The organism is Gordonia sp. UBA7599, assembly GCA_002477755.1.
Lineage (GTDB): Bacteria > Actinomycetota > Actinomycetes > Mycobacteriales > Mycobacteriaceae > Gordonia.
The window spans coordinates 42,369-62,455 of the sequence record DLKD01000036.1; the positions used below are offsets into that span (position 1 = coordinate 42,369).

The 20,087-nt window shown below is 67.0% G+C and carries 20 protein-coding genes; 15 read left to right on the top strand and 5 right to left on the bottom strand.

What is annotated here, in order from left to right; all coding sequences use genetic code 11:
- Positions 1-8: 8 nt before the first annotated feature.
- On the bottom strand, positions 9-1,379 hold the full coding sequence (gene ramB / locus B4L26_RS04715) for an acetate metabolism transcriptional regulator RamB (RefSeq protein ID WP_409563548.1): 1,371 nt from the start codon (positions 1,377-1,379) through the stop codon (positions 9-11).
- A gap of 123 nt (positions 1,380-1,502) precedes the next feature.
- Between ramB and B4L26_RS04720 the strand changes: the two genes are divergently transcribed.
- From B4L26_RS04720 to B4L26_RS04740, 5 genes are all read left to right on the top strand, one after another.
- Positions 1,503-2,282 carry a hypothetical protein gene (locus tag B4L26_RS04720; protein ID WP_290716438.1) on the top strand — a complete coding sequence of 260 codons (780 nt, stop codon included), beginning with the start codon at positions 1,503-1,505 and terminating at the stop codon, positions 2,280-2,282.
- A 348-nt stretch (positions 2,283-2,630) separates the two neighbouring features.
- Complete coding sequence (gene aceA, locus B4L26_RS04725) at positions 2,631-3,923, top strand: isocitrate lyase (protein ID WP_290716440.1); 1,293 nt, start codon at positions 2,631-2,633, stop codon at positions 3,921-3,923.
- A 193-nt stretch (positions 3,924-4,116) separates the two neighbouring features.
- The gene (locus tag B4L26_RS04730; protein ID WP_290716443.1) at positions 4,117-4,989 is read left to right on the top strand and encodes a 3-hydroxybutyryl-CoA dehydrogenase; all 873 of its coding nucleotides are present in this window, start codon (positions 4,117-4,119) and stop codon (positions 4,987-4,989) included.
- A gap of 12 nt (positions 4,990-5,001) precedes the next feature.
- Positions 5,002-7,299: a 5-methyltetrahydropteroyltriglutamate--homocysteine S-methyltransferase gene (gene metE, locus B4L26_RS04735; RefSeq protein WP_290716445.1), complete on the top strand. Its 2,298-nt coding sequence runs from the start codon at positions 5,002-5,004 to the stop codon at positions 7,297-7,299.
- Between the two features lie 152 nt (positions 7,300-7,451).
- Positions 7,452-8,171 (top strand): class I SAM-dependent methyltransferase, encoded by a 720-nt coding sequence (locus B4L26_RS04740; RefSeq protein WP_290716448.1) that lies wholly within the window; start codon positions 7,452-7,454, stop codon positions 8,169-8,171.
- 60 nt (positions 8,172-8,231) lie between these two features.
- Here B4L26_RS04740 and B4L26_RS04745 read toward each other — a convergent pair whose 3' ends face one another.
- Both B4L26_RS04745 and B4L26_RS04750 read right to left on the bottom strand, forming a co-directional pair.
- Positions 8,232-9,116 carry a polyphosphate kinase 2 family protein gene (locus B4L26_RS04745; RefSeq protein WP_290716450.1) on the bottom strand — a complete coding sequence of 295 codons (885 nt, stop codon included), beginning with the start codon at positions 9,114-9,116 and terminating at the stop codon, positions 8,232-8,234.
- 10 nt (positions 9,117-9,126) lie between these two features.
- Positions 9,127-9,939: an SDR family NAD(P)-dependent oxidoreductase gene (locus B4L26_RS04750; protein ID WP_290716452.1), complete on the bottom strand. Its 813-nt coding sequence runs from the start codon at positions 9,937-9,939 to the stop codon at positions 9,127-9,129.
- Positions 9,940-10,135: 196 nt separating this feature from the next.
- Here B4L26_RS04750 and B4L26_RS04755 point away from each other — a divergent pair, with 196 nt between their 5' ends.
- From B4L26_RS04755 to B4L26_RS04780, 6 genes are all read left to right on the top strand, one after another.
- Complete coding sequence (locus B4L26_RS04755) at positions 10,136-11,356, top strand: DUF445 domain-containing protein (protein WP_290716519.1); 1,221 nt, start codon at positions 10,136-10,138, stop codon at positions 11,354-11,356.
- A 113-nt stretch (positions 11,357-11,469) separates the two neighbouring features.
- Complete coding sequence (locus B4L26_RS04760; protein ID WP_290716455.1) at positions 11,470-11,880, top strand: helix-turn-helix domain-containing protein; 411 nt, start codon at positions 11,470-11,472, stop codon at positions 11,878-11,880.
- Between the two features lie 53 nt (positions 11,881-11,933).
- Entirely contained in the window at positions 11,934-12,617 is a 684-nt protein-coding gene (locus tag B4L26_RS04765; RefSeq protein ID WP_290716457.1) for a heparin-binding hemagglutinin, read from the top strand.
- A 56-nt stretch (positions 12,618-12,673) separates the two neighbouring features.
- Positions 12,674-13,006, top strand: a complete 333-nt coding sequence (locus B4L26_RS04770; RefSeq protein WP_290716459.1) for a DUF2516 family protein — start codon at positions 12,674-12,676, stop codon at positions 13,004-13,006.
- A gap of 4 nt (positions 13,007-13,010) precedes the next feature.
- Complete coding sequence (locus B4L26_RS04775; protein ID WP_290716460.1) at positions 13,011-13,769, top strand: MerR family transcriptional regulator; 759 nt, start codon at positions 13,011-13,013, stop codon at positions 13,767-13,769.
- A 3-nt stretch (positions 13,770-13,772) separates the two neighbouring features.
- Positions 13,773-15,074 (top strand): alpha/beta fold hydrolase, encoded by a 1,302-nt coding sequence (locus tag B4L26_RS04780; protein ID WP_290716462.1) that lies wholly within the window; start codon positions 13,773-13,775, stop codon positions 15,072-15,074.
- On the opposite strand, the gene B4L26_RS04785 is transcribed toward B4L26_RS04780, so the two are convergent.
- Positions 15,058-16,089, bottom strand: a complete 1,032-nt coding sequence (locus B4L26_RS04785) for a UDP-N-acetylmuramate dehydrogenase (protein WP_290716521.1) — start codon at positions 16,087-16,089, stop codon at positions 15,058-15,060. The genes B4L26_RS04780 and B4L26_RS04785 overlap by 17 nt on opposite strands.
- A gap of 80 nt (positions 16,090-16,169) precedes the next feature.
- On the opposite strand from B4L26_RS04785, the gene B4L26_RS04790 reads away from it, so the two are divergent.
- Genes B4L26_RS04790 through B4L26_RS04805 form a run of 4 tightly spaced genes read left to right on the top strand, consistent with a single transcriptional unit; the run spans position 16,170 to position 19,124 of the window.
- Entirely contained in the window at positions 16,170-16,664 is a 495-nt protein-coding gene (locus tag B4L26_RS04790; RefSeq protein ID WP_290716464.1) for a DUF2505 domain-containing protein, read from the top strand.
- Positions 16,665-16,680: 16 nt separating this feature from the next.
- Complete coding sequence (locus B4L26_RS04795; protein ID WP_290716465.1) at positions 16,681-17,196, top strand: DUF2505 domain-containing protein; 516 nt, start codon at positions 16,681-16,683, stop codon at positions 17,194-17,196.
- A gap of 60 nt (positions 17,197-17,256) precedes the next feature.
- Positions 17,257-18,111, top strand: a complete 855-nt coding sequence (locus B4L26_RS04800; RefSeq protein WP_290716468.1) for a carbon-nitrogen hydrolase family protein — start codon at positions 17,257-17,259, stop codon at positions 18,109-18,111.
- An 11-nt stretch (positions 18,112-18,122) separates the two neighbouring features.
- On the top strand, positions 18,123-19,124 hold the full coding sequence (locus B4L26_RS04805) for a DUF2993 domain-containing protein (protein WP_290716471.1): 1,002 nt from the start codon (positions 18,123-18,125) through the stop codon (positions 19,122-19,124).
- Positions 19,125-19,170: 46 nt separating this feature from the next.
- Here B4L26_RS04805 and purU read toward each other — a convergent pair whose 3' ends face one another.
- A complete protein-coding gene (gene purU / locus B4L26_RS04810) occupies positions 19,171-20,061 on the bottom strand; it encodes a formyltetrahydrofolate deformylase (RefSeq protein ID WP_290716473.1) in 891 nt (296 codons plus the stop codon).
- Positions 20,062-20,087: the final 26 nt, after the last annotated feature.

Consider the following 20,087-nt stretch of genomic DNA (forward strand, 5'->3'; position numbering starts at 1 on the left):
GGAGTCCGTTACGTGCCGTAGGGGGAGATGCTGCTGCGGTGCTCGTCGATGTGCAGCGGCACCCCCAACGGCGGGAAGGCGCGCTGCGGGCACTGGATGCGCTCGCAAACACGACAGCCCGATCCGATTGGGGTGACCCGGGCCTGTGGGCCGATCTCCAATCCGTCGGAGTAGACGACGCGTCCGGCGTGCCGCAGCTCACAGCCCAGCCCGATGGCGAACGTCTTGCCCGGCTGTCCGAACCGGGCGGCCCGTCGCTCGACCGTGCGCGCGACCCAGAAGTACTCGCGGCCGTCGGGCATCTGCGCGACCTGGCTGAGGATCTTGCCCGGCGATGCGAACGTCTCGTACACGTTCCACAGCGGGCAGGTGCCGCCGCTGGCGGAGAAGTGGAAACCGGTCGCGGACTGCCGCTTGGACATGTTGCCGGCACGGTCGACGCGCACGAACGACCACGGGATGCCGCGCAGATTGGGGCGCTGCAGCGTCGAGAGGCGATGACAGATCGTCTCGTAGGAGACCGAATAGAACGCCGACAGTCGCTCGATGTCGTAGCGGAAGTCCTCGGCCGCGCCGTGGAATTGCTCATACGGCATCACCGCCGCTGCCGCGAAGTAGTTGGCCAGGCCCGACATCGCCAGGGACCGCGCGTCGTCAGAGGTGAAGCCGGCGTCATCGACGAGTTCGCGCATGAGGTCGCCGTAGGCCAGGTACGCCAATTCGAAGGCCAGCTTGAAGGTCCGTTGACCGGGGCCGAGTGCCGCGGAGATCTCGAGGCGGCCCGCCTGGGCGTCGAACCGGTGCAGTACGTCGTCGCCAAGGTCGACGCGTCGCACGATTTGTACGCCGTGCACCGTCTCCAGACGATTCGCGATCTCGGTGCGCACGTCTCCGGAATGCATGCGCATCCGCGTCACCATCTCCTCGGCCGCGACGTCGAGGTCGTTGAAGTAATTGTGGTGCGCGGAGAAGAAATCGCGTACCTCCTCGTGGGGAGCGCTGATCGCACCGCGCATGCTGCGGTCGCCGCGCTCGTCAGTGACCGCGGCGAGTTGATCGGCGGCGACGCGATAGCGCCGGTGCAGGTTGACGACCGCCTCGGCGATGGCCGGGTGCGCGGCAACGATGTCGGCGAGCTCGTGCGGGTCCATGGGCGTGCCGGTGGACTCCGCGTCGCCGACGCGCTCCTCGATGAGTGCCTCACGGAGCTCTGCGACGAGCCGGATGTCGTCTTGCGGGTCGAAGAACCCGGCGTCCACGCCGAACACCTCGGAAATGCGGCCCAGCACCGCCGCCGTGAGCGGACGGGTGTCGTGCTCGATCTGGTTCAGGTAGGACGCCGAGATGCCCAGGTCGGTGGCGAGGCGCACCTGTGACATGCCGCGCTCGGCCCGCAACTGCTTGAGCCGAGAACCCACGTACTGGGAACCCGACCGGCGGGCGTCGTCGGCTTTCGAGTGCGCGCGGGCGGTCGTCACGGTGTGCCGGGTACGGTGTCGCGCATGGGTTCTCCGAGAGCGTCGACGGCGATCGCGGCCACGGCCGCCGTCATCGGGCTGGTGGGCTGCTCCTCCACGGTAGACCTGGCGCCGCCCGCTCCGGGAACGATGTTGCTGTCCCCGTCGTCGCTGCCGTCCGGGTTCTCCCCGGTCAGTGCCGGAATCGGTGAGCTGGTCGATGCGAATGCCGAGGCGTTGGCAGTAGCCGCCAAGGCCGGCGTCGTACCGGCGCAGTGCCGGCCCACCGCTGATGCCGATCTCAACAAGCGCCTCGACACCGACAACGCGGCGGTACTCGCCGCTCGCAGCGCCGATGCGACGTTGAGCAATCTCGTGGTCGCGTTGGCGCGCAACATCGACGCCGACATCGCCGAGCGCACCGGCGGGTGTGCCACCACGCGCACGACGATCACCGAGGGTTCGCGCGCCGGGGCGGTCATCACCGCCGAACACCGCAAGCTGACGCCACCGCAGCTCGTGGGCGCACGGCCGGGGCGACTGGGCCGACTCGGCCGGCTCGACATCTCCCAAATGCTCGCTCTACGCACAGACACGACGACGACCTTGCCTGATGGCACGACATCGCGGTCGGTGTCCTTCGCGGCGTACGCCGCGGCTCGCACGCCGGGCCCGTCCGAGCGTAATCGGTACACGGTCGCGGTGACCGTCGCCGGGGATCCGACGCCGTTCACCAAACCGTTCCCAGAGGTGTCCGAGCCGATGAGCGACACCGCATTCCTGGAGTTGTTCAGCAAGGCGCTGGCCGCGGCCGGACAGACCTGATCCCGGCGCATCCCCGTCGTCGGAGCATGTGACTCCCCGCACACTGCGGCCGTGCACGGCCGTGGTTTCGCCGCATGACGCGCGCAACTACGGCGTTTGTCGTCGAACGAGCCCGACATCGAAATCCCAGTACGCGCGTACTTTTTGGCGCGAGCGGGCAGAACATTCACACCTCTATATTTGCAAACTTTGCAAAATAGCGCCATAGGATGCCCTGAATTTGCATTCCGAAACGATTGGACCTGCAGGTTTGTCGTGTGGCACGCTTACATCAGGCACCGCCTAGAGGCCTCGGATTCTTCGCAATCGTCACGGCCTTTTCGTAAGTCAAAGAAAGCGAATGCACTAATGAGCAACGTCGGAAAGCCCCGCACCGCCGCGGAAATCCAGAACGACTGGGACACCAACCCCCGCTGGAAGGGCATCACCCGCGACTACACCGCCGAGCAGGTTGCCGAGCTCCAGGGCAACGTCGTCGAGGATCACACCCTGGCCCGCCGCGGCGCGGAGGTCCTGTGGGACGGCGTGACCAAGGGCGACGGCTCCTACATCAACGCGCTGGGCGCCCTCACTGGCAACATGGCCGTGCAGCAGGTCCGCGCGGGCCTCAAGGCCATCTACCTGTCGGGCTGGCAGGTCGCCGGTGACGCGAACCTCTCGGGCCACACCTACCCCGACCAGTCGCTCTACCCGGCCAACTCGGTCCCGGCCGTCGTGCGCCGCATCAACAACGCCCTCCTGCGCGCCGACGAGATCTCGCGTGTCGAGGGTGACGAGTCGGTCGACAACTGGCTGGTGCCGATCGTCGCCGACGGTGAGGCCGGCTTCGGTGGCGCGCTCAACGTCTACGAGCTGCAGAAGGCCATGATCGCTGCGGGTGCCGCCGGTACCCACTGGGAGGATCAGCTCGCCTCGGAGAAGAAGTGTGGCCACCTCGGTGGCAAGGTGCTCATCCCGACCCAGCAGCACATCCGCACCCTGACCTCTGCTCGCCTGGCCGCCGATGTCGCCAACACCCCGACGGTCGTCATCGCCCGTACCGACGCTGAGGCCGCCACGCTGCTGACCTCCGACGTCGACGAGCGCGACCGCCCGTTCCTGGACGGCACCCGCACCAGCGAGGGCTTCTACGGGATCAAGAACGGCGTCGAGCCCTGCATCGCCCGCGCCAAGGCCTACGCCCCGTACGCGGACCTGATCTGGATGGAGACCGGCAAGCCCGACCTGGAGCTCGCGAAGAAGTTCGCCGAGGCCGTCAAGGCGGAGCACCCCGATCAGCTCCTGGCCTACAACTGCAGCCCGTCGTTCAACTGGAAGCAGCACCTGGACGATGACACCATCGCCAAGTTCCAGAACGAGCTCGGCGCGATGGGCTTCACCTTCCAGTTCATCACCCTGGCCGGCTTCCACGCCCTCAACTACTCGATGTTCGACCTGGCTTACGGCTACGCCCGCGAGCAGATGAAGGCGTACGTCGACCTGCAGGAGCGCGAGTTCGCTGCCGAGGAGCGCGGCTACACCGCCACCAAGCACCAGCGCGAGGTCGGTGCCGGCTACTTCGACAAGATCGCCACCACCGTCGACCCCAACACGTCGACCGCGGCGCTCAAGGGCTCGACCGAAGAGGGCCAGTTCCACTAGGAACACCCGAGTTCGCCGACGGGCGGGGGCGACCCCGCCCAATCGGCGGAGCACAGTTCGTACGACAGCCGGGGCGGTGACGGTCCGCCGTCATCGCCCCGCGCTGTCAACCACTCAACATCCCCACGCTTTCTTCCCTAGTCTTGAGTCTCAAGACCCCCGCGTTACAGATCCCAGTTTGAGGAGCCGTCCCATGGCAAGCCAGAAGATCACGCGAGTCGGTGTCATCGGTGCCGGCCAGATGGGCGCAGGAATTGCCGAGGTGTGTGCGCGCGCCTCAGTCGATGTCCTGGTCTATGAATCCACCCGCGAACTCGCCGCTGCTGGCCGCGCCCGCGTCATGCGGTCGCTGGACCGCGGTGTGTCCAGCGGCAAGCTGACCGAGCGCGAGCGCGAGCAGGCCGCATGGCGGCTGCGCTTCACCTCCGACCTCGGTGACTTCGCCGACCGGCAGCTCGTCGTCGAGGCCGTCGTCGAGGACGAAGCGGTCAAGACCGCGATCTTCGCCGAGCTGGACAAGGTTGTCACCGACCCGAGCGCCGTGCTCGCGTCGAACACCTCCTCCATCCCGATCATGAAGCTTGGCATGGCCACCCAGAACGCGGCCCGCGTCGTTGGCATGCACTTCTTCAACCCGGTTCCGGTCCTTCCCCTGGTCGAACTGGTGACGACGCTGATGACCAGCCCCGAGGTGTCCGAGCGCGCCGAGGACTTCGCGCGCGACGTCCTGGGCAAGCAGGTCGTCCGTTCCGCCGACCGCTCGGGCTTCGTGGTCAACGCCCTCCTGGTGCCCTACCTCCTCTCCGCCATCCGGATGGTCGAGTCCGGTTTCGCGACGGTCGAGGACATCGACAAGGCCATGGTCCTGGGCTGTGCGCACCCGATGGGTCCGCTCAAGCTGACCGACCTCGTGGGCCTCGACACCGTCAAGGCCATCGCCGACAAGATGTACGAGGAGTTCAAGGAGCCGCTGTACTCGCCGCCGCCGCTGCTGCTGCGCATGGTCGAGGCCGGGCGCATCGGTAAGAAGGCCGGACACGGGTTCTACCAGTACGACGCGAAGTAGCGGGTCTGCACTATGACGAGTCCGGACGGCATCGAGTACGGTTCGTCGATTCTGGGTTATCCCCGTATCGGCGCCCACCGCGAGCTGAAGGCTGCCCTCGAGGGCTACTGGCACGGCTCGTTGAGCCGCGACGAGTTGCTGGCCACCGGTCGCGAACTCGCCGACGGCGTCTGGAACGAACTGGCCGCCACCGGGCTCGAGCAGGTGCCGGGCAACACGTTCTCGTTCTACGACCACGTGTTGGACAACGCGGTGTTGTTCGGCGCGATCTCGCCGCGGTTCACCGACCTCGTCGACGAGCTGGAACCGATCGACCTGTACTTCGCGATGGCGCGCGGCAAGCCCGGGCATCCGCCGTTGGAGTTGGTCAAGTACTTCAACACGAACTACTTCTACCGCCAGCCTGAGATCGCCCCGGACACGGTGTTCGCGCTGAACGCCGAGGGGCTGCTCGACGAGCATCGTCGTGCCAAGGCCGAAGGCATCGAACTGCGCCCGGTTATTCTCGGTCCTACCTCGCTGCTGCTGCTGAGCAAGGCCGCGCCCGGGTCGCCGGAGGGCTTCGCGCCGATCGATCGGCTCGACGACCTGCTGGCGGTCTACGCGGACTTGTTCGAGCGTCTGGCGAAGCAGGGCTGCAAGTGCGTGCAACTCGACGAGCCTTGCTTCACCAGCGACCGTACAGAGTCTGATCTGGGTGCGCTGCGCCAGGCCTACACCGAGCTGAGCCGTGGCGCGCTGCGCCCGCGCATCCTCGTCACCGGACCCTACGGCGACCTCGCTGACGCGCTGCCGATCCTGGCATCGACGAATATCGAGGCGATCGGCGTCGACCTGGTCAGCGAGCCGATGTCGGCGGCCGAACTGGGTGCGGTGCCCGGGCTCAAGCGCAAGCGCCTCTATGCCGGCGTGATCGACGGCCGCAACGTGTGGAAGGCCGCCAAGGGCGGCAAGCTCGACTTCCTCCTGGAGATCAAGGAACACATCCCCGACGTGGTCGTCTCGACGTCGTGCTCGTTGATGCACGTCCCGATCGACGTCCTGATCGAGCCCGACCTGCCCGGCGACGTCGCCGATCGGTTGTCCTTCGCCAAGCAGAAGGTCGCCGAGGTCGTGGCGCTGGCGAAGGCCGTCACCCACGGTGCGCCGGAGCACTGGTATTCGCGGCCGGCGACGGTGCACTTCAAGCTCAAGCACGACGTCCGTCAGCGCGTGGCCAACATCCGCCCGGATCAGCGCCAGCGGCTCCCTTACGCGGAACGCAAGCCGTTGCAGGACAAGGCGCTGGGTCTGCCGATCATCCCGACGACGACCTTGGGCTCGTTTCCACAGACCAACGAGGTGCGCCAGGCGCGGTACTACTACGGCCAGGGCCGGCTGTCGTGGGAGGAGTACGCCCAGCGACTGCGTGACGAGATCAAGCGCGTCATCGAGTTGCAGGAGGACATCGGCCTGGATGTCCTGGTGCACGGCGAGGCCGAGCGCAACGACATGGTGCAGTACTTCTCCGAACTGATGGACGGCTACGCCGCAACCCACCAGGGTTGGGTGCAGGTGTACGGCTCCCGCTGCGTGCGCCCGCCGATCATCTACGGCGACATCAAGCGCAAGCACCCGATGACCGTCGAGTGGACAGGCTACGCACAGTCACTGACCGACAAGCCGGTCAAGGGCATCCTCACCGGTCCGGTCACGATGCTGGCGCGTTCGTTCGTGCGCCAGGACCAGCCGATGTATGAGACCGCCGAGCAGATCGCACTGGCGGTGCGCGATGAGATCGCCGACCTGGAGAAGGCCGGCATCAAAATCATTCAGGTCGACGAGCCGTCGATCCGCGAACTCCTGCCGCTGCGCGAGCGCGGACGCCAGGGCTATTTGGACTGGGCGGTCAACGCTTTCCGCCTCGCCGTCGGCGGCGCGAAGCCGGAGACGCAGATCCACACGCACCTGGGCTACTCATCGATCAGCCGGGTTGTCGACGCGTTCGAGGCGATGGATGCCGACGTGGTGTCGGTCGTCGCGACGCGGCACCTGGACTGGGTCTTCGCACAGTTGGCGAAGGGCACAACCCTGTCGCATGGTGTTGGGCCGGGTGTGTACGAGAGCCGTAGCGCGCTGATCCCCGAGATCGACGAGATCGACGACCTCATCCAGTTGGCCGCCCGCTACATCGATCCGAAGCGGTTGTGGGTCAACCCCGACGGTGGGCTCAAGACGCGCCACTACTGGCAGTTGGAGCCGTCGCTGCGGAACATGGTCGCTGCCGCGCGCCGCGAGCGCCGTCGAGTTGAATCTGGCGACGACGACTAGGCCGCGACTGGGCCCGGAAGTCCCGCGAGTGGGCCCTCCCACGCCGCCGAGTGGGCCCTCCCACGCCGCCGAGTGGGCCAGGAAATCCCGCGAGTGGGTCGTCTCACGCCGCCGAGTGGGTGGTGAGTCAGTGCAGCGCTATCGTTTGCGGAGTGACTGAGGAAGACGTGCGCGCCGCCTACTCACGACGAGCCGTCGAGTACATCGATCTGTTCGGCAACATCGAGTCGGCGTCCGACGTCGATCGGACCCGGTTGGTTGAGTGGGTCGGGGGGCTCAGCGGCCGAATCATCGACGTCGGTTGCGGTCCAGGGCAATGGACACGGTTTCTCCATGGCGCTGGTGCTTATATCGCCGGTGTCGATGTAGTGCCGGAGTTCATCGACGAGGCGCGTCGCGCGCACGACGGTCTCGAGTTTCGGCTCGGCGACGCCCGACGACTTGATGAGAGGGACAGCAGTCTCGGTGGAATCCTTGCGTGGTTCTCGCTGATCCACTTGGCGCCGCAGCAGCTTGACGTGGCGCTCGCCGAGTTCGCCCGGTGTGTCCGGACAGGCGGAGGCCTGGCGATCGGATACTTCGTCGGGACCGAGCTCATGACCTTTGACCACGCGGTGACCTTGGGCTACTCCTGGCCCCCCGAGTTGCTTGCGGAACACGTTGCGGCCGCGGGGTTCGACGTCGTTGATGGGGACGTGAGATCTGCGTCGGAGACACGTGACTTAGGCCGGCTCTTCGCCGTGCGGAGTCTGACGAATCCCGTGATGACCCAGTGGGCGACCGAGGACGACCCAGTGGGCGACCGAGGACGACCCAGTGGGCGGGCTAGGAGGGCCCAGTCGGCGGACGCGGAAGCCCAGTCGGCGGGCTAGGAGGGCCCAGTCGGCGGACGCGGAAGCCCAGTCGGCGGGTTAGGAGGGCCCAGTCGGCGATTAGAGGGCAGCTGCCCGGGCTTGCTCGACGGCGAGGTCGAAAGTTGGCGGCGGCCAGTCCAGGTTGAGGCCTTCCAGCGCACTGATGAGCAATTCACACACGGCCAGCCGTGAGAACCACTTGCGGTCGGCGCCCACGATGAACCAGGGTGCGACGTCGGTGTCGGTCTTGTCGAGGATCGCCTGATAGGCCTCGAGGTAGGCGTCCCAATAGGCGCGTTCATCGATGTCGGCCGGGTTGTACTTCCAGTACTTGGCCGGGTTGTTCAGCCGGTCGGTCAGGCGCTGCTTCTGCTCGTCCTTCGAGACGACGAGGAGCAGTTTGATGATCGTGGTGCCGGCCTCGGTGACCTCGCGCTCGAACTGGTTGATCAGCTCGTATCGCTGCGACCACACCTCCTCGGGCACAAGGTTGTGCACGCGCACCGGCAGCACGTCCTCGTAGTGGCTGCGATCGAAGATCCCGATCCGGCCGGCCGCTGGCAACGCGCGGTGGATGCGCCACAGGAAGTCGTGGGACAGCTCCTCGGGGGTGGGCTTGCCGAACCCTTTGATCGCCAGGCCCTGCGGATCGACCATCCCGCCGACGTGGCGAACGATGCCGCCCTTGCCCGCCGTGTCCATGCCCTGGATCACCAGCAGGACGCTGCGATGGTCGCCCGACCGTCCGTTGGCGAACAGCATCTCCTGCAAATCCGCGAGGCGCTGGCCACGACTGGTCAGCTCCGCCGCGGCCGACGCCTTGTTGCCGGTGTACCCCGGCGTCGCCTTCGGGTCGTAGCGCGCCACCGGATCGGCGGTGCTCGCGCGCAGTGCCTCCCACGCCGGTACCGACCAGCCGGTGGTCGGCGGCTCTGCGGGCGTTGCCTTCTTCTTCTTGGCCATCGGGCCTCCCTCAGACGGTTTCCGTCGGGGGCGGGAACAACGGCCCGCCACCGAATGCGGCTCGGTGCGAGTCTGGCACGGTCTGACCGTCGTCGTTGGTGATCCCGTGGGCCGCACCGTACTCCGCGGTGATGATCGTGTGGCCGTTCAACGCGGGTAGTCCAGGATCGTCGGCCAGTGCCGCGACGACCCGCCCGACGAAGGCCGGGTCCTCGGCGCGCGACACTGGGAAGCCGGCGAACTCGGTGAGGCCGCTGCCCAGCAGCAACGGTGTCCGGATCAGCCCCAGCCACAGGGACACCGCGGTGACCCCGGTGCTGGCGAGTTCGGCGCCCATGTCGTAGGCCATCTTGTCCAAGCCGGTCTTGCCGACGCCGTACAGGACCGAGTGCAGGTGCCCGCGGCTGCCGAATGACGACGTCGAGGCGATCAACCCACTGCCCTGCGGGACCATCACTTGCGCCGCTTGCACCGCGGCGACGTAGTGCGAGCGCAGCCCGACGCCGATCAGCGAATCCCAGTCCGACACCGGCCGCTCGTAGAACTTCGCGGTGAACCCGGCGAATCCGGGCGGCGATGCCCATGCGTTGTTCACCAGCAGATCGAGGCGCCCGGTTTCCTCGACGATGCGGGCGAAGGCGGCGGCGACGGCATCGTCGTCGGCATGGTCGACGGACAGCGCGACAGTGCCGTCGGGTCCGGTGCCGTGTCGCGACGTGCCATACACGCGCCACCCCTTCTGCTGAAGGGCGGCGGCGACACCCCAGCCGACGCCTCGGCTCGCTCCGGTGACGAGCGCGACTCGCTGCTTCTCTGGCGGCATCCGTTCAGCGTAGGCGGCGCGGCGCGGGGCGAACGCATGGCTTGCCGCAGGCCGGTAGGTAAGACTGGACGTTATGTCGACTTCGTCTGTCCTGAGCCCGGATCCGGGCGCGAAAGCCCCATCGTCGTCGAGCGGTCCCGCCCTGGGAGCACTCGGCGCTCAGGCCGACGAGCAGCGCCGCCGCGACCTGCGGAAGATGAAGGCGGTCGCCACCGGCTTCCTCGTGTTCGCCGCCGTGGTCTACCTGTTCACCCGCTACCTCGAGTCGCGAGACGGAGCCGACCTGGCCGGATGGGTCCCCTATGTGCGCGCCGCGTCCGAGGCGGGAATGGTCGGTGCGCTCGCAGACTGGTTCGCGGTGACGGCGCTGTTCCGCCATCCGCTGGGCCTGCCGATCCCGCACACCGCGCTCATCAAGCGGAAGAAGGACCAGATCGGCGATCAGCTCGGTGGGTTCATCGAGGAGAACTTCATGGTGCCCGCACTCATCGAGGAGCGTGCCGCGGCACTGGAACTGCCTCGCCGGATGTCGACGTGGTTCGCGGATCCGGCCAATGCGCCGCGGGTGTCCGATGAGGCGGCGCGCATGATCAACCTCGCCGCGGAGATGCTCGAGGACGAGGATGTCGAGCGGTTCCTGACTGCTGCCGTCCGGTGGGCCGCAGAGCCGGAGTGGTCACAGCCGTTGGGGCGGATCCTCGAGCAGCTTGTGGAGGAGAACCGACTCGAGCCGATGCTGCAGCTCGGTGCCGACCGGGCCCACGATTGGGCATTGGGCAGCCTGGGACTCATCGACCGCCTCATCGACCGCGACGGTCCGCAGTGGATGCCGAAGTTCGCCGCGAACTTCGTCGGCGACAAGATCTACAAGGAGCTGGTGGAGTTCACCGCGAAGGTGGCCGGCGACCCACAGCACGAGCTCCGGCTCGCCCTCCTGGGCGCGATCAGCCAGTTCGCCAACGACCTGCAGTACGACCCCGAGACCATCGCGAAGTTCGAGGCGCTCAAGACCGAACTCGTCGGCCGCGACGAGGTGACCGGCGCCGCGTCGACCGCGTGGAAGGCCGGCAAGGGGGTCATCGAGAAGATGCTCGACGACCCGAACAACACGCTGCGCAACACGATCACGAACTCGGTCATCCAGGTTTCCGAACGCATCCGCGACGATGAGCCGCTGCAGCAGAAGATGAACAGCTGGGTGGCGCGCGGCGCCCATCACGTCGCGGAGAACTACGCGGGGGAGATCATCTCGGTGATCACCGAGACGGTGCGCGGGTGGGATGCGCAGGAGACCAGCGACAAGATCGAGTTGCAGGTCGGCCGAGACCTGCAGTTCATCCGGATCAACGGCACTGTCGTCGGGGCGCTTGCAGGATTGGCGATCTACACCGTTTCGGTGCTGATCTTCCACCACTGAGTTCTCTCAGAACCTGCTGGTCAGGTGTGAGGTGTGGCGTTGCTAACAGAGCGCTTGCATTTGTTAGCACAGGGGGTAATATTTGGGTCGTTCGATCAACAAAAGGGACGACCATGACCAACGACACGGCTGAATCGGCTGCCGCACACGACAACGCGGCCACGCCGATGGACGCGGTGTCCAACGCCGCGTCGGATATCGGTGGGTTCATCCGATCCCAGCGTGTCGCGGCCCAAGTCTCCCTGCGTCAGCTCGCAGAGCGGGCCGGCGTCAGCAACCCGTACCTCAGCCAGATCGAGCGTGGTTTGCGCAAGCCGTCAGCCGACGTCCTTGCGCAGATCGCGAAGGGGCTCCGCGTCTCCGCGGAGGTCCTCTACGTGCGGGCGGGCATCCTCGAGGAGCGCCCGGCATCGCCGGTGCGCGACGCGTTGATCGCCGACGAGTCGATCAGCGAACGACAGCGCCAGATGCTGCTGGAGATCTACGAGTCCTTTCGCAGTGAGAACCAGGCCAAGCCCGAATAGCAACCGATTCCCAAACCGAGTAATCGACCTCAGAAATAAACAGGAGAACCCGCATGACCGAGAACCCGTTCAACAACGCAGTCACCCAGGCCACCGCCGTGCTGAACCAGCTCCGTGAGCGCAGCGAGGCGACGATCGAGCAGGCCCAGGCCCGTTTCGACGAGACCCGCGACAACGCGCAGAACCGCTTCGACGAGACCTGGGAGCAGGCTGTCGCCCGCTTCAACGAGGCCAAGGAGCGCCTCGCGGCGCTGCCCGTCGAGCTGCCCACCGACCTGGACGAGCTGCGCGCCAAGTTCAGCCCCGAGGAGCTGCGCAAGGTTGCCGAGAGCTACCTCGCCGTCGCGGCCGGCGTCCTGAACTCGCTCTCCGAGCGCGGTGAAGAGGTCGTCGGCAAGCTCAAGGAGTACCCGCTGGTCGAGGAGAACCTGCCCAAGCTGGAGAAGGTCTACAACGACGCCCGCGGCCTGACCGAAGAGGCGCTGGGCACCATCTCGGACCAGTCGCGCACCGTCGGTGAGCGTGCCGCTGCCCTGGTGAACCTGCCCGGCGAGGCCGCCAAGAAGGCTCCGGCCAAGGAGGCTCCCGCCAAGAAGGCTCCGGCCAAGAAGCCGGCCGCCAAGAAGGCTCCGGCTAAGAAGGCTCCGGCCGCCAAGAAGGCTCCGGTCGCCAAGAAGGCTCCGGCCAAGACCGCTGCCAAGAAGGCTCCGGCCAAGAAGGCCGCGCCCAAGAAGTAGGCCGCGCCTGTCGAGTCAGACGAAATCCACGCCCCGCTCTCGCATAGAGTTGGGGCGTGGATTTCGTTTCGGCCCTGGGCACGACCCAGGAAATCGTCATACTGCTGCTCGGCGCCGCTGCCGGACTTGCCGGCGTGCTGTCACTCGTGCACGCCGCCCTGACGCGACCGGACGCCTTCACCGCCGTTGACCGGCAGACCAAGGGATTCTGGGTCGGGATTCTCGCCCTGTCGACGCTGTTCCTCGTCGTCTTCGGAGTGGCCGGCGGGGTGAGCGCCATCATCGGCATGATCTGCCTGCTCGGACTGGTCGCCGTCCTCGTCTATCTGGTGGACGTGCGGCCCAAGGTCGACGAGGTCTCCGGGCGGCGCTGGTTCCGGAAACTGTAGAACCGTGGCCGAATACCGGATCAACGATCTCGCCCAGGTCTCCGGGGTGTCGGTCCGCAACATCCGCGTCTACCAGGACCGTGGGCTATTGCCGCCCCCGGTCATCAAGGGGCGGACCGGCTGGTACTACGACCAGCACCTGATCCGGCTGAATCTGATCTCCCGGATGCTCGAGCGTGGCTATACATTCGCGACGATCGGTGAGCTGCTCGCCGCGGCCCACCACGGGATGACGGTCGAGCACGTGCTGCGCGGTCCCACGCGGCGCAAGCGGCTGCGCTCGTTCAAACAGGCTGCGACGATCACCCTTGCCGAACTGCGCAAGTCCCTCGGTGCCGACGACCGGACCATCGCGTTGAGCGAGAAGCTGGGACTGCTGGTCAAGGACGGCGCGGGCTTCGCGGTGACCAACCCCGAACTACTCGACGGCGCCGAGGCGCTTGTGAAGGGCGGCGTCGACATCGACGTGCTGCTGGACCGGTGGGTGCGCGTCCAGGGCGACTTGGAGGACGTCGCCCACAGTTTCGTGTCGATCATCACCGAGCGATTCGTCGATGAAACGCTGCTGGGACTCGACGACGTGGAGGTCGGCCGGATCGCGGAGTTGATCCGCCGTGTGCGCCCGCTGGCGCACGAGATCGTCGACAGTACATTCACCAGCGCACTCGACCGCGAGATCTCCCAGGCGCTCGCCGCCGTGACCAAGGTCCTCGAGGCGCAGACCCCCGACAACCAGCCCGAAAACGACGCAGAGAAGGATTGAGCTATGAACAAGCTGTCCAAGGTAGTACTCGGCGGTGTCGGCCTGGCCGGGGTCGGAACGGCAGCAGGTGTCCTGCGCCTTCTCGGCGGGACCCTCGTCGAGGGCTTGCGCAGCGCGCCGGTCGCGCCCGATGAGCCCGACGCTGCCCTGGCTACGCCGGCGGCAGCGCCGCGCCGCGCGCACGTACACACCGCCGACGGCGCCGAGCTCAACGTATTGACCTACCCGGCCGACGACCCCGACGACTCATCAGACATCGTCGTGTTCGTCCACGGCTGGACATGCAGCACGGTCTACTGGAACCCACAGGTCAATCACCTCCTCGGCAAGCGCACACTCGTCACCTACGACCAGCGCGGCCACGGCGAGTCCAGGATGGGCCGCGCACGGCCGACCCCGGCCGTCCTGGCCCAGGACCTCGAATCAGTGCTCGCTGCGACCGTGCCGGTCGGCCGGAAGGCAGTGCTGGTGGGCCACAGCCTCGGCGGGATCACCGTCCAGGCGTGGGCCGACCAACACGCCGACGAGGTCAACGAGCGGGTGTCAGCCGTCGTGCTGCAGTCCACCGCGGTCACCAACGTCATCGGACGGCACAAGTTGTTCGACGAGAATCGTCCTGCGTATACGAAGCCCTTCGAGCGCATGACCGGTGTCCTTTTCGTCAGCGCACCGGCGCCGCTACCTCCGGCGCCGCAGACGCCGCAGATAGTCCGGCAGATCACGATGGCGCCGACTACGCGCGGCGCACATGTGGCGTTCGTCGAAGACATGGTGAAGTCGTGCTCGCCGATCGCCCGCGGTCTGTTGGGCCACGGGATGGTCGGTTTCGACGTGAGCACCGGCACGACTGCCCTGACCGTCCCGACCACCGTCATCGTCGGTACCGAGGACCGGCTGCTGCCACCGGTCCACTCGCACGAGATCGCCGCCCTGCTCGATCAGGCGGGTGCGTTGCGCCGCCTCGTCATCCTCGATGACATCGGCCACATGTTGAGCGTCGAGGCGTCAGAGGCATTCAACGAGGTCCTCGACGAGGCGATCGGCCTACATATCGATCCTGCCCCGGCTGCTGAGAAGGCTCCGGCCAAGAAGGCGGCGGCCAAGAAGACGGCGGCCAAGAAGGCGCCTGCGAAGAAGACCCCGGCCAAGAAGACGGCGGCCAAGAAGACGGCGGCCAAGAAGACGGCCGCCAAGAAGACGGCCGCAAAGAAGGCGCCTGCGAAGGCTCCGGCAACAGCGGCGCCGCCTACGCCCCCCGCGGCACCGGAGTCCGACGGCGGGGTCGCGCCTACAACCGGCAGTTGACGAAGACCGGTTCGGGCACCAGCGTCACCCCGAATCGGGCGCTCACCCCGTCGCGGACCTCACGTGCGAGGGTCAGTAGATCTGCGGTGGTGCCATTTCCGCGGTTGGTCAAGGCCAACGTGTGTTTGGTGGACAGACGGACCGGCGCATCGGCACCTGGATACCCCTTGGTGAATCCGGCGCGCTCGATCAGCCATCCGGCTGACAGCTTGGTGTCGTCCCCCGACGGGAACTGGGGGATGACCGTGTCCGGGCCGACGACGACAGCGATCTGTGCGAGGACCGCGGCGGACTCGGCGGCCGACACGATCGGGTTGGTGAAGAAGGATCCGGCGCTGTAGGTGTCGGGGTCGCCGGCATCGAGCACCATGCCCTTGCTGCGGCGTAGCTCCAGCACCGCGTCGCGCACAGCTGCCGCATCGGCGGACTGTCCTTCGTCGCGGCCCAGTGCGCGAGCCAATTCGCGGTAGGCCAATGGCGCGGAGACACCGTTGGGGCGCAGCCACAACGACACCGCGGTCACAATGCGGTTGTCGCGGTGCTTCAGATTCGAGTGCCGATAGCGCAGGTCGAGGTCACCGGGTGAGACCCAGTCGAGGCGGCGAGCACCACGGTCGTAGACCTGCACGGCGCGCAGAACGTCGGCGATTTCGACGCCGTAGGCGCCGACGTTCTGGACCGGGGTCGCACCGGTCGAACCTGGAATGCCAGACAGGCACTCCAGCCCGCCATAGCCCTCGTCGACCGTGCGCGCCACAAGCGCGTCCCACTCCACGCCCGCGTCCGCGGTCGTGAACGGGCGCCCGTCGTCCGTGCCGAACTCGATTCCGCCGGACGTGATCGCGATGACGGTTCCGTTGAACCCCTCGTCGGCGACGACGAGGTTGGAACCGCCGCCGATCACGAGGACCGCGGTACCGGCGTCGTCGCAGGTGTCCAGTGCCGCCACGACCGCTTCGGTGGTGGTCGCGGTGGTGGTTGAGTGCGCCGGACCGCCCAGTCGCAGGGTGGTCATCTCGGCGATGCGGGGGGCGGTCACGACATATGACGCTAGCGCACCCGCCCAATCGCGCCCGGTGTGATGGGATGGTGGACATGGCCACGAAGCTGGAGCACACCGTCTCCTACCCGTTCAGCACCGACCGCCTGTGGGAGGTCGTGACCACCGAGCAGTACTGGCGGGATCTGCTTGACGCGATGAACCACGACAAGGGTGTGCTGGAGTCGTTCTCACACGACGGCGACACCGTCACCGTGACGTGCCGTCAGGTCGTGGACGCCGACAAACTGCCGTCGGTGGTGCAGAAGATCCGCGGCGGTGACATCGTGATCCCGCGCCGCACCGTGCTGCGCCGAACCGGCGACAGCATCACCGGCGAACTGGGGGCGTCGGTCGAGGGTGCACCGGCCAAGATCGAGGGGAAACAGACCAGCGGCGGCGACCCGTCGTCGACGCGCTACACCGCGGCGGTCTCCGTCGGCATCCCGCTGGTCGGCGGCAAGATCGAGAAAGCGATCGCCGAGCAGCTGAACCGACTGCTCGACGCGGAACGCGACGAGACGCTCAATTGGGAGGCGGGCAACCGGTAACGGTAGCCTGCAAGCTATGGCACGACGGCTCAGCTACTCAGCCCGCTACCCCCAGCCCGCCGAGAAGCTCTACCAAGCGCAGATGGAACGCCAGTACTGGGAAGACATGATGGCTGGCTTCCAGATGCTCTCGCCGCACTGTGAGGTCGCGGAGTTCACCTCCGACCCGTCGGTCGGGATGCGGGTGACCCTCAAGCAGACCCTGGGGCGCGACCAACTGCCCCCGATTGCCCAGACGGTGATGATGAAGGACATGATCATCACCCGCGAAGAGTCGTTCGGCGTCTTCCATCCCGAGGACGTGACTGCGGGGGAGTACAACGCCTCGATTCCCGCCGGTCCCGGCAGCCTCACCGGCGTGCAGGAACTGTTCGCCACCGACTCCGGGTGCACGATCCGCAAGACCACCGAGGTCAAGGTTTACGTTCCGTTCGTCAACCACAAGCTCGAGCAGCTGATGTTGGTGAACCTCGTCGACCTCTTCCGGGCCGAGGCGGAGTACGCCAAGGACTGGATCGACAAGAACCTCTGACGTTCATCGGCGCTGGAGACCCTTGGGTGCCTCACAGGCACCGGCGCTAGGCTGTCGCCCATGCGCGTCGCGATGGCACAGATCACGGCCGGCGACGATCCGTCGGCGAATCTCGACAACCTCGCGCGGCTGGTCGAGGAGGCCGCCGCCGGTGGGGCTGACCTCATCGCCTTCCCAGAGGCGACGATGTGCTGCTACGGGGTACCGCTGGCCCCGATCGCGCAACCGCTCGACGGGCCGTGGGCGACGGGTGTGCGCGAGATCGCGCGCCGCCACGGCATCGCCATCCTCGTCGGCCTGTTCACCCCCGGCACTGCCGATGATTCCGGCAAGCCTCGGGTGCGCAACACGGTCCTCGTCGTCGACCGAGAGGGCCGCTACTGGTCCTACGACAAGATTCACCTCTACGACGCCTTCGGCTATCGCGAGTCGGCGTCGGTCGCACCCGGCAACGATGCGCTGGTCGCCGACCTCGAGTTGGCCGACGGCACGACCGCCCGCCTCGGCGTCGCCACGTGCTACGACGTCCGCTTCCCCGAACTGTTCGGCGCACTGGCCGATGCGGGCGCGCAGGTGATTGCGGTGCCGACGTCGTGGGCACCCGGTCCGGGCAAGGCCGAGCAGTGGCGCATCCTGACCTCGGCGCGCGCATTGGACTCCGGCGCGTTCATCGTCGCCGTCGACCAAGCTCCCCCGGCTGGCGCCGGCGAGACCCGCGGCCCCGTCGGTGTCGGGCACAGTCGTGTCGTGGACCCATTCGGTAGCGTGGTCGGGGATGAATACGGGCGCTCGCCCCATCTCGGGTTCCACAACCTGGACCTGGCAGATGTCGAGCGGTCGCGGGACGCGCTCGGAATGCGGGTGAATCGGCGCTCGGTTGCCACACCGGCGCCGATGCCTCCCGGGGATCGATAGGAGACGGGTCAGTGACGACCGACGACGACGAGTGGACCTCGGCCGATGAGCCGTTGAACCTGGAGAAGACCGATGCGGTGACGAAGAGGATCCCGCACGCGCCCACCGCCCCGGTCGAACCGCCGTGGCCGGCAGACGAGCCGCCGACGCCTGATCCGGGGACCGAGCCCATCACCGCCGCGTCCGAGGCGGCGGCGCCCGCGCAGCCGGGCAAGGTCGCCAAGTCGGTGCCGTCCAAGCGCAGCACCAAGAAGTGGGTCGGCATCGGTCTGGTCGGCGCGCTGCTCATCGTCGTCGCCGGGCTCGGCGGTACCGAGTGGTACTTGCGGCACGAGGTTAAGGACTGCATCGCGAAGGCGTTCGGTTCGCTGACCGGCGAGACGGCGACCGTGCAGTTGAGCTCCAAGCCGATGCTGTTGCAGGTCCTGGCGAAGGAGATCCCCTTCGTCGAGGTCAACTCGAGTGGTTCCGGTGAGGGGCGGCTGCACCTGCGTGTCGACGACATCGCCGCTAGCGGTAACCAATCGACGATCGGCAAGATCGACGGAAACGGCGTCATGCCGTTCAGTCAGATTCTCGCTACCGCCCGCGCGGCGGGCCCGGTATCGGGCGGGAACGATCCGATGTCCCAGATGGGGGCCGCCAGCCAGCTGCAGTCGATCAAGTCGAACGGCGACGGCACCTTCGACGTGACCGTCACCGTGCAGGCGGTCATCATCCCGCTGCCCGTCACGGTCACCCTGCGGCCGACGATCCAGGACGGCAAGCCCCACCTGGAAGTGGTGCAGGCCAGCATGCTGGTGTTCGGGATTCCGCCGGACCTCGCGCAGAACGTCGTCAACGACCTCACCAACGCCATGTTCGGCGAGGGTCTGCGGGACATGAAGATGACGAAGTTCGAGGTGCAGGGCGAGGGCATCGCGTTCGCCCTCGCCGGGACCAACATCACCGCCGACGAGAACTTCGTCCGGCCCCAGGGCAACTGCGGCGAACTCGTCACCTTCACCGGCTGAGCGTTGGACGACGCCGCACCTGACCGAACGGTCGAGCGCGGTGGGGTCAGTCGAAGACCACGGTCTTCGCACCGTGGACCAGCACCCGGTCCTCCAGATGCCAACGGACTCCGCGCGCCAACACGAGGGTTTCGATGTCGCGGCCCTGGCGGACCATGTCGGCGACGTTGTCGCCGTGGTCGACGCGGATGACGTCCTGCTCGATGATCGGCCCGGCGTCGAGCTCGGCCGTCACGTAGTGGCATGTCGCGCCGATCAGCTTCACGCCTCGGGCGAAGGCCTGGTGGTAGGGGCGCGCGCCGACGAAGCTCGGCAGGAAGCTGTGGTGGATGTTGATGGCGCGCCGGGCCCAGCGCTCACACAACTGCGCAGGGAGGATCTGCATGAACCGGGCGAGCACAACGGCGTCGGGGTCATGATCGTCGACTATGGCGGCGATCCGGACGAACGCTTCGTCGCGGCTCACGTCCGGGTCGTCGAAGGCGACGAGGTGGAACGGCACGCCGAACCGCTCGGTGAGCTCACCCAACGACGAGTGGTTACCGACGACCGCCACGATCTCGCCGGGGAACTCGTCGCGTTGCGCGCGTCCCAAGAGGTCGATTAGGCAGTGGCTCTCCTTGCTCACCAGGATGACGACCTTCTTGGGCGCCCCGGAGTCGGTGAGCCGCCACTCGGTGTCGGGGTGGAAGTGTTGCGCGGCGAGCGCGGCGAAGCGTTCACGTAATTCGTCGACGGTGCAATCGACTGAGTCGGCGCGCACCGCCTGGCGGGTGAAGAACCAGTTGGTGTCCTCGTCGGAGTGATAGGCCGCCTCGGTGATCCAGGCGCCGGCGTCGGCGAGGAAGCCGGCGATCCGTGCGACGATGCCGGTCGTGTCCGGGCAACCGAGGGACAGGACGAAACGACGATCAGCAGCCGCGGTGTCGGGGTTCACGCTCCCAGTGTGCCAAGCTGGCGGGC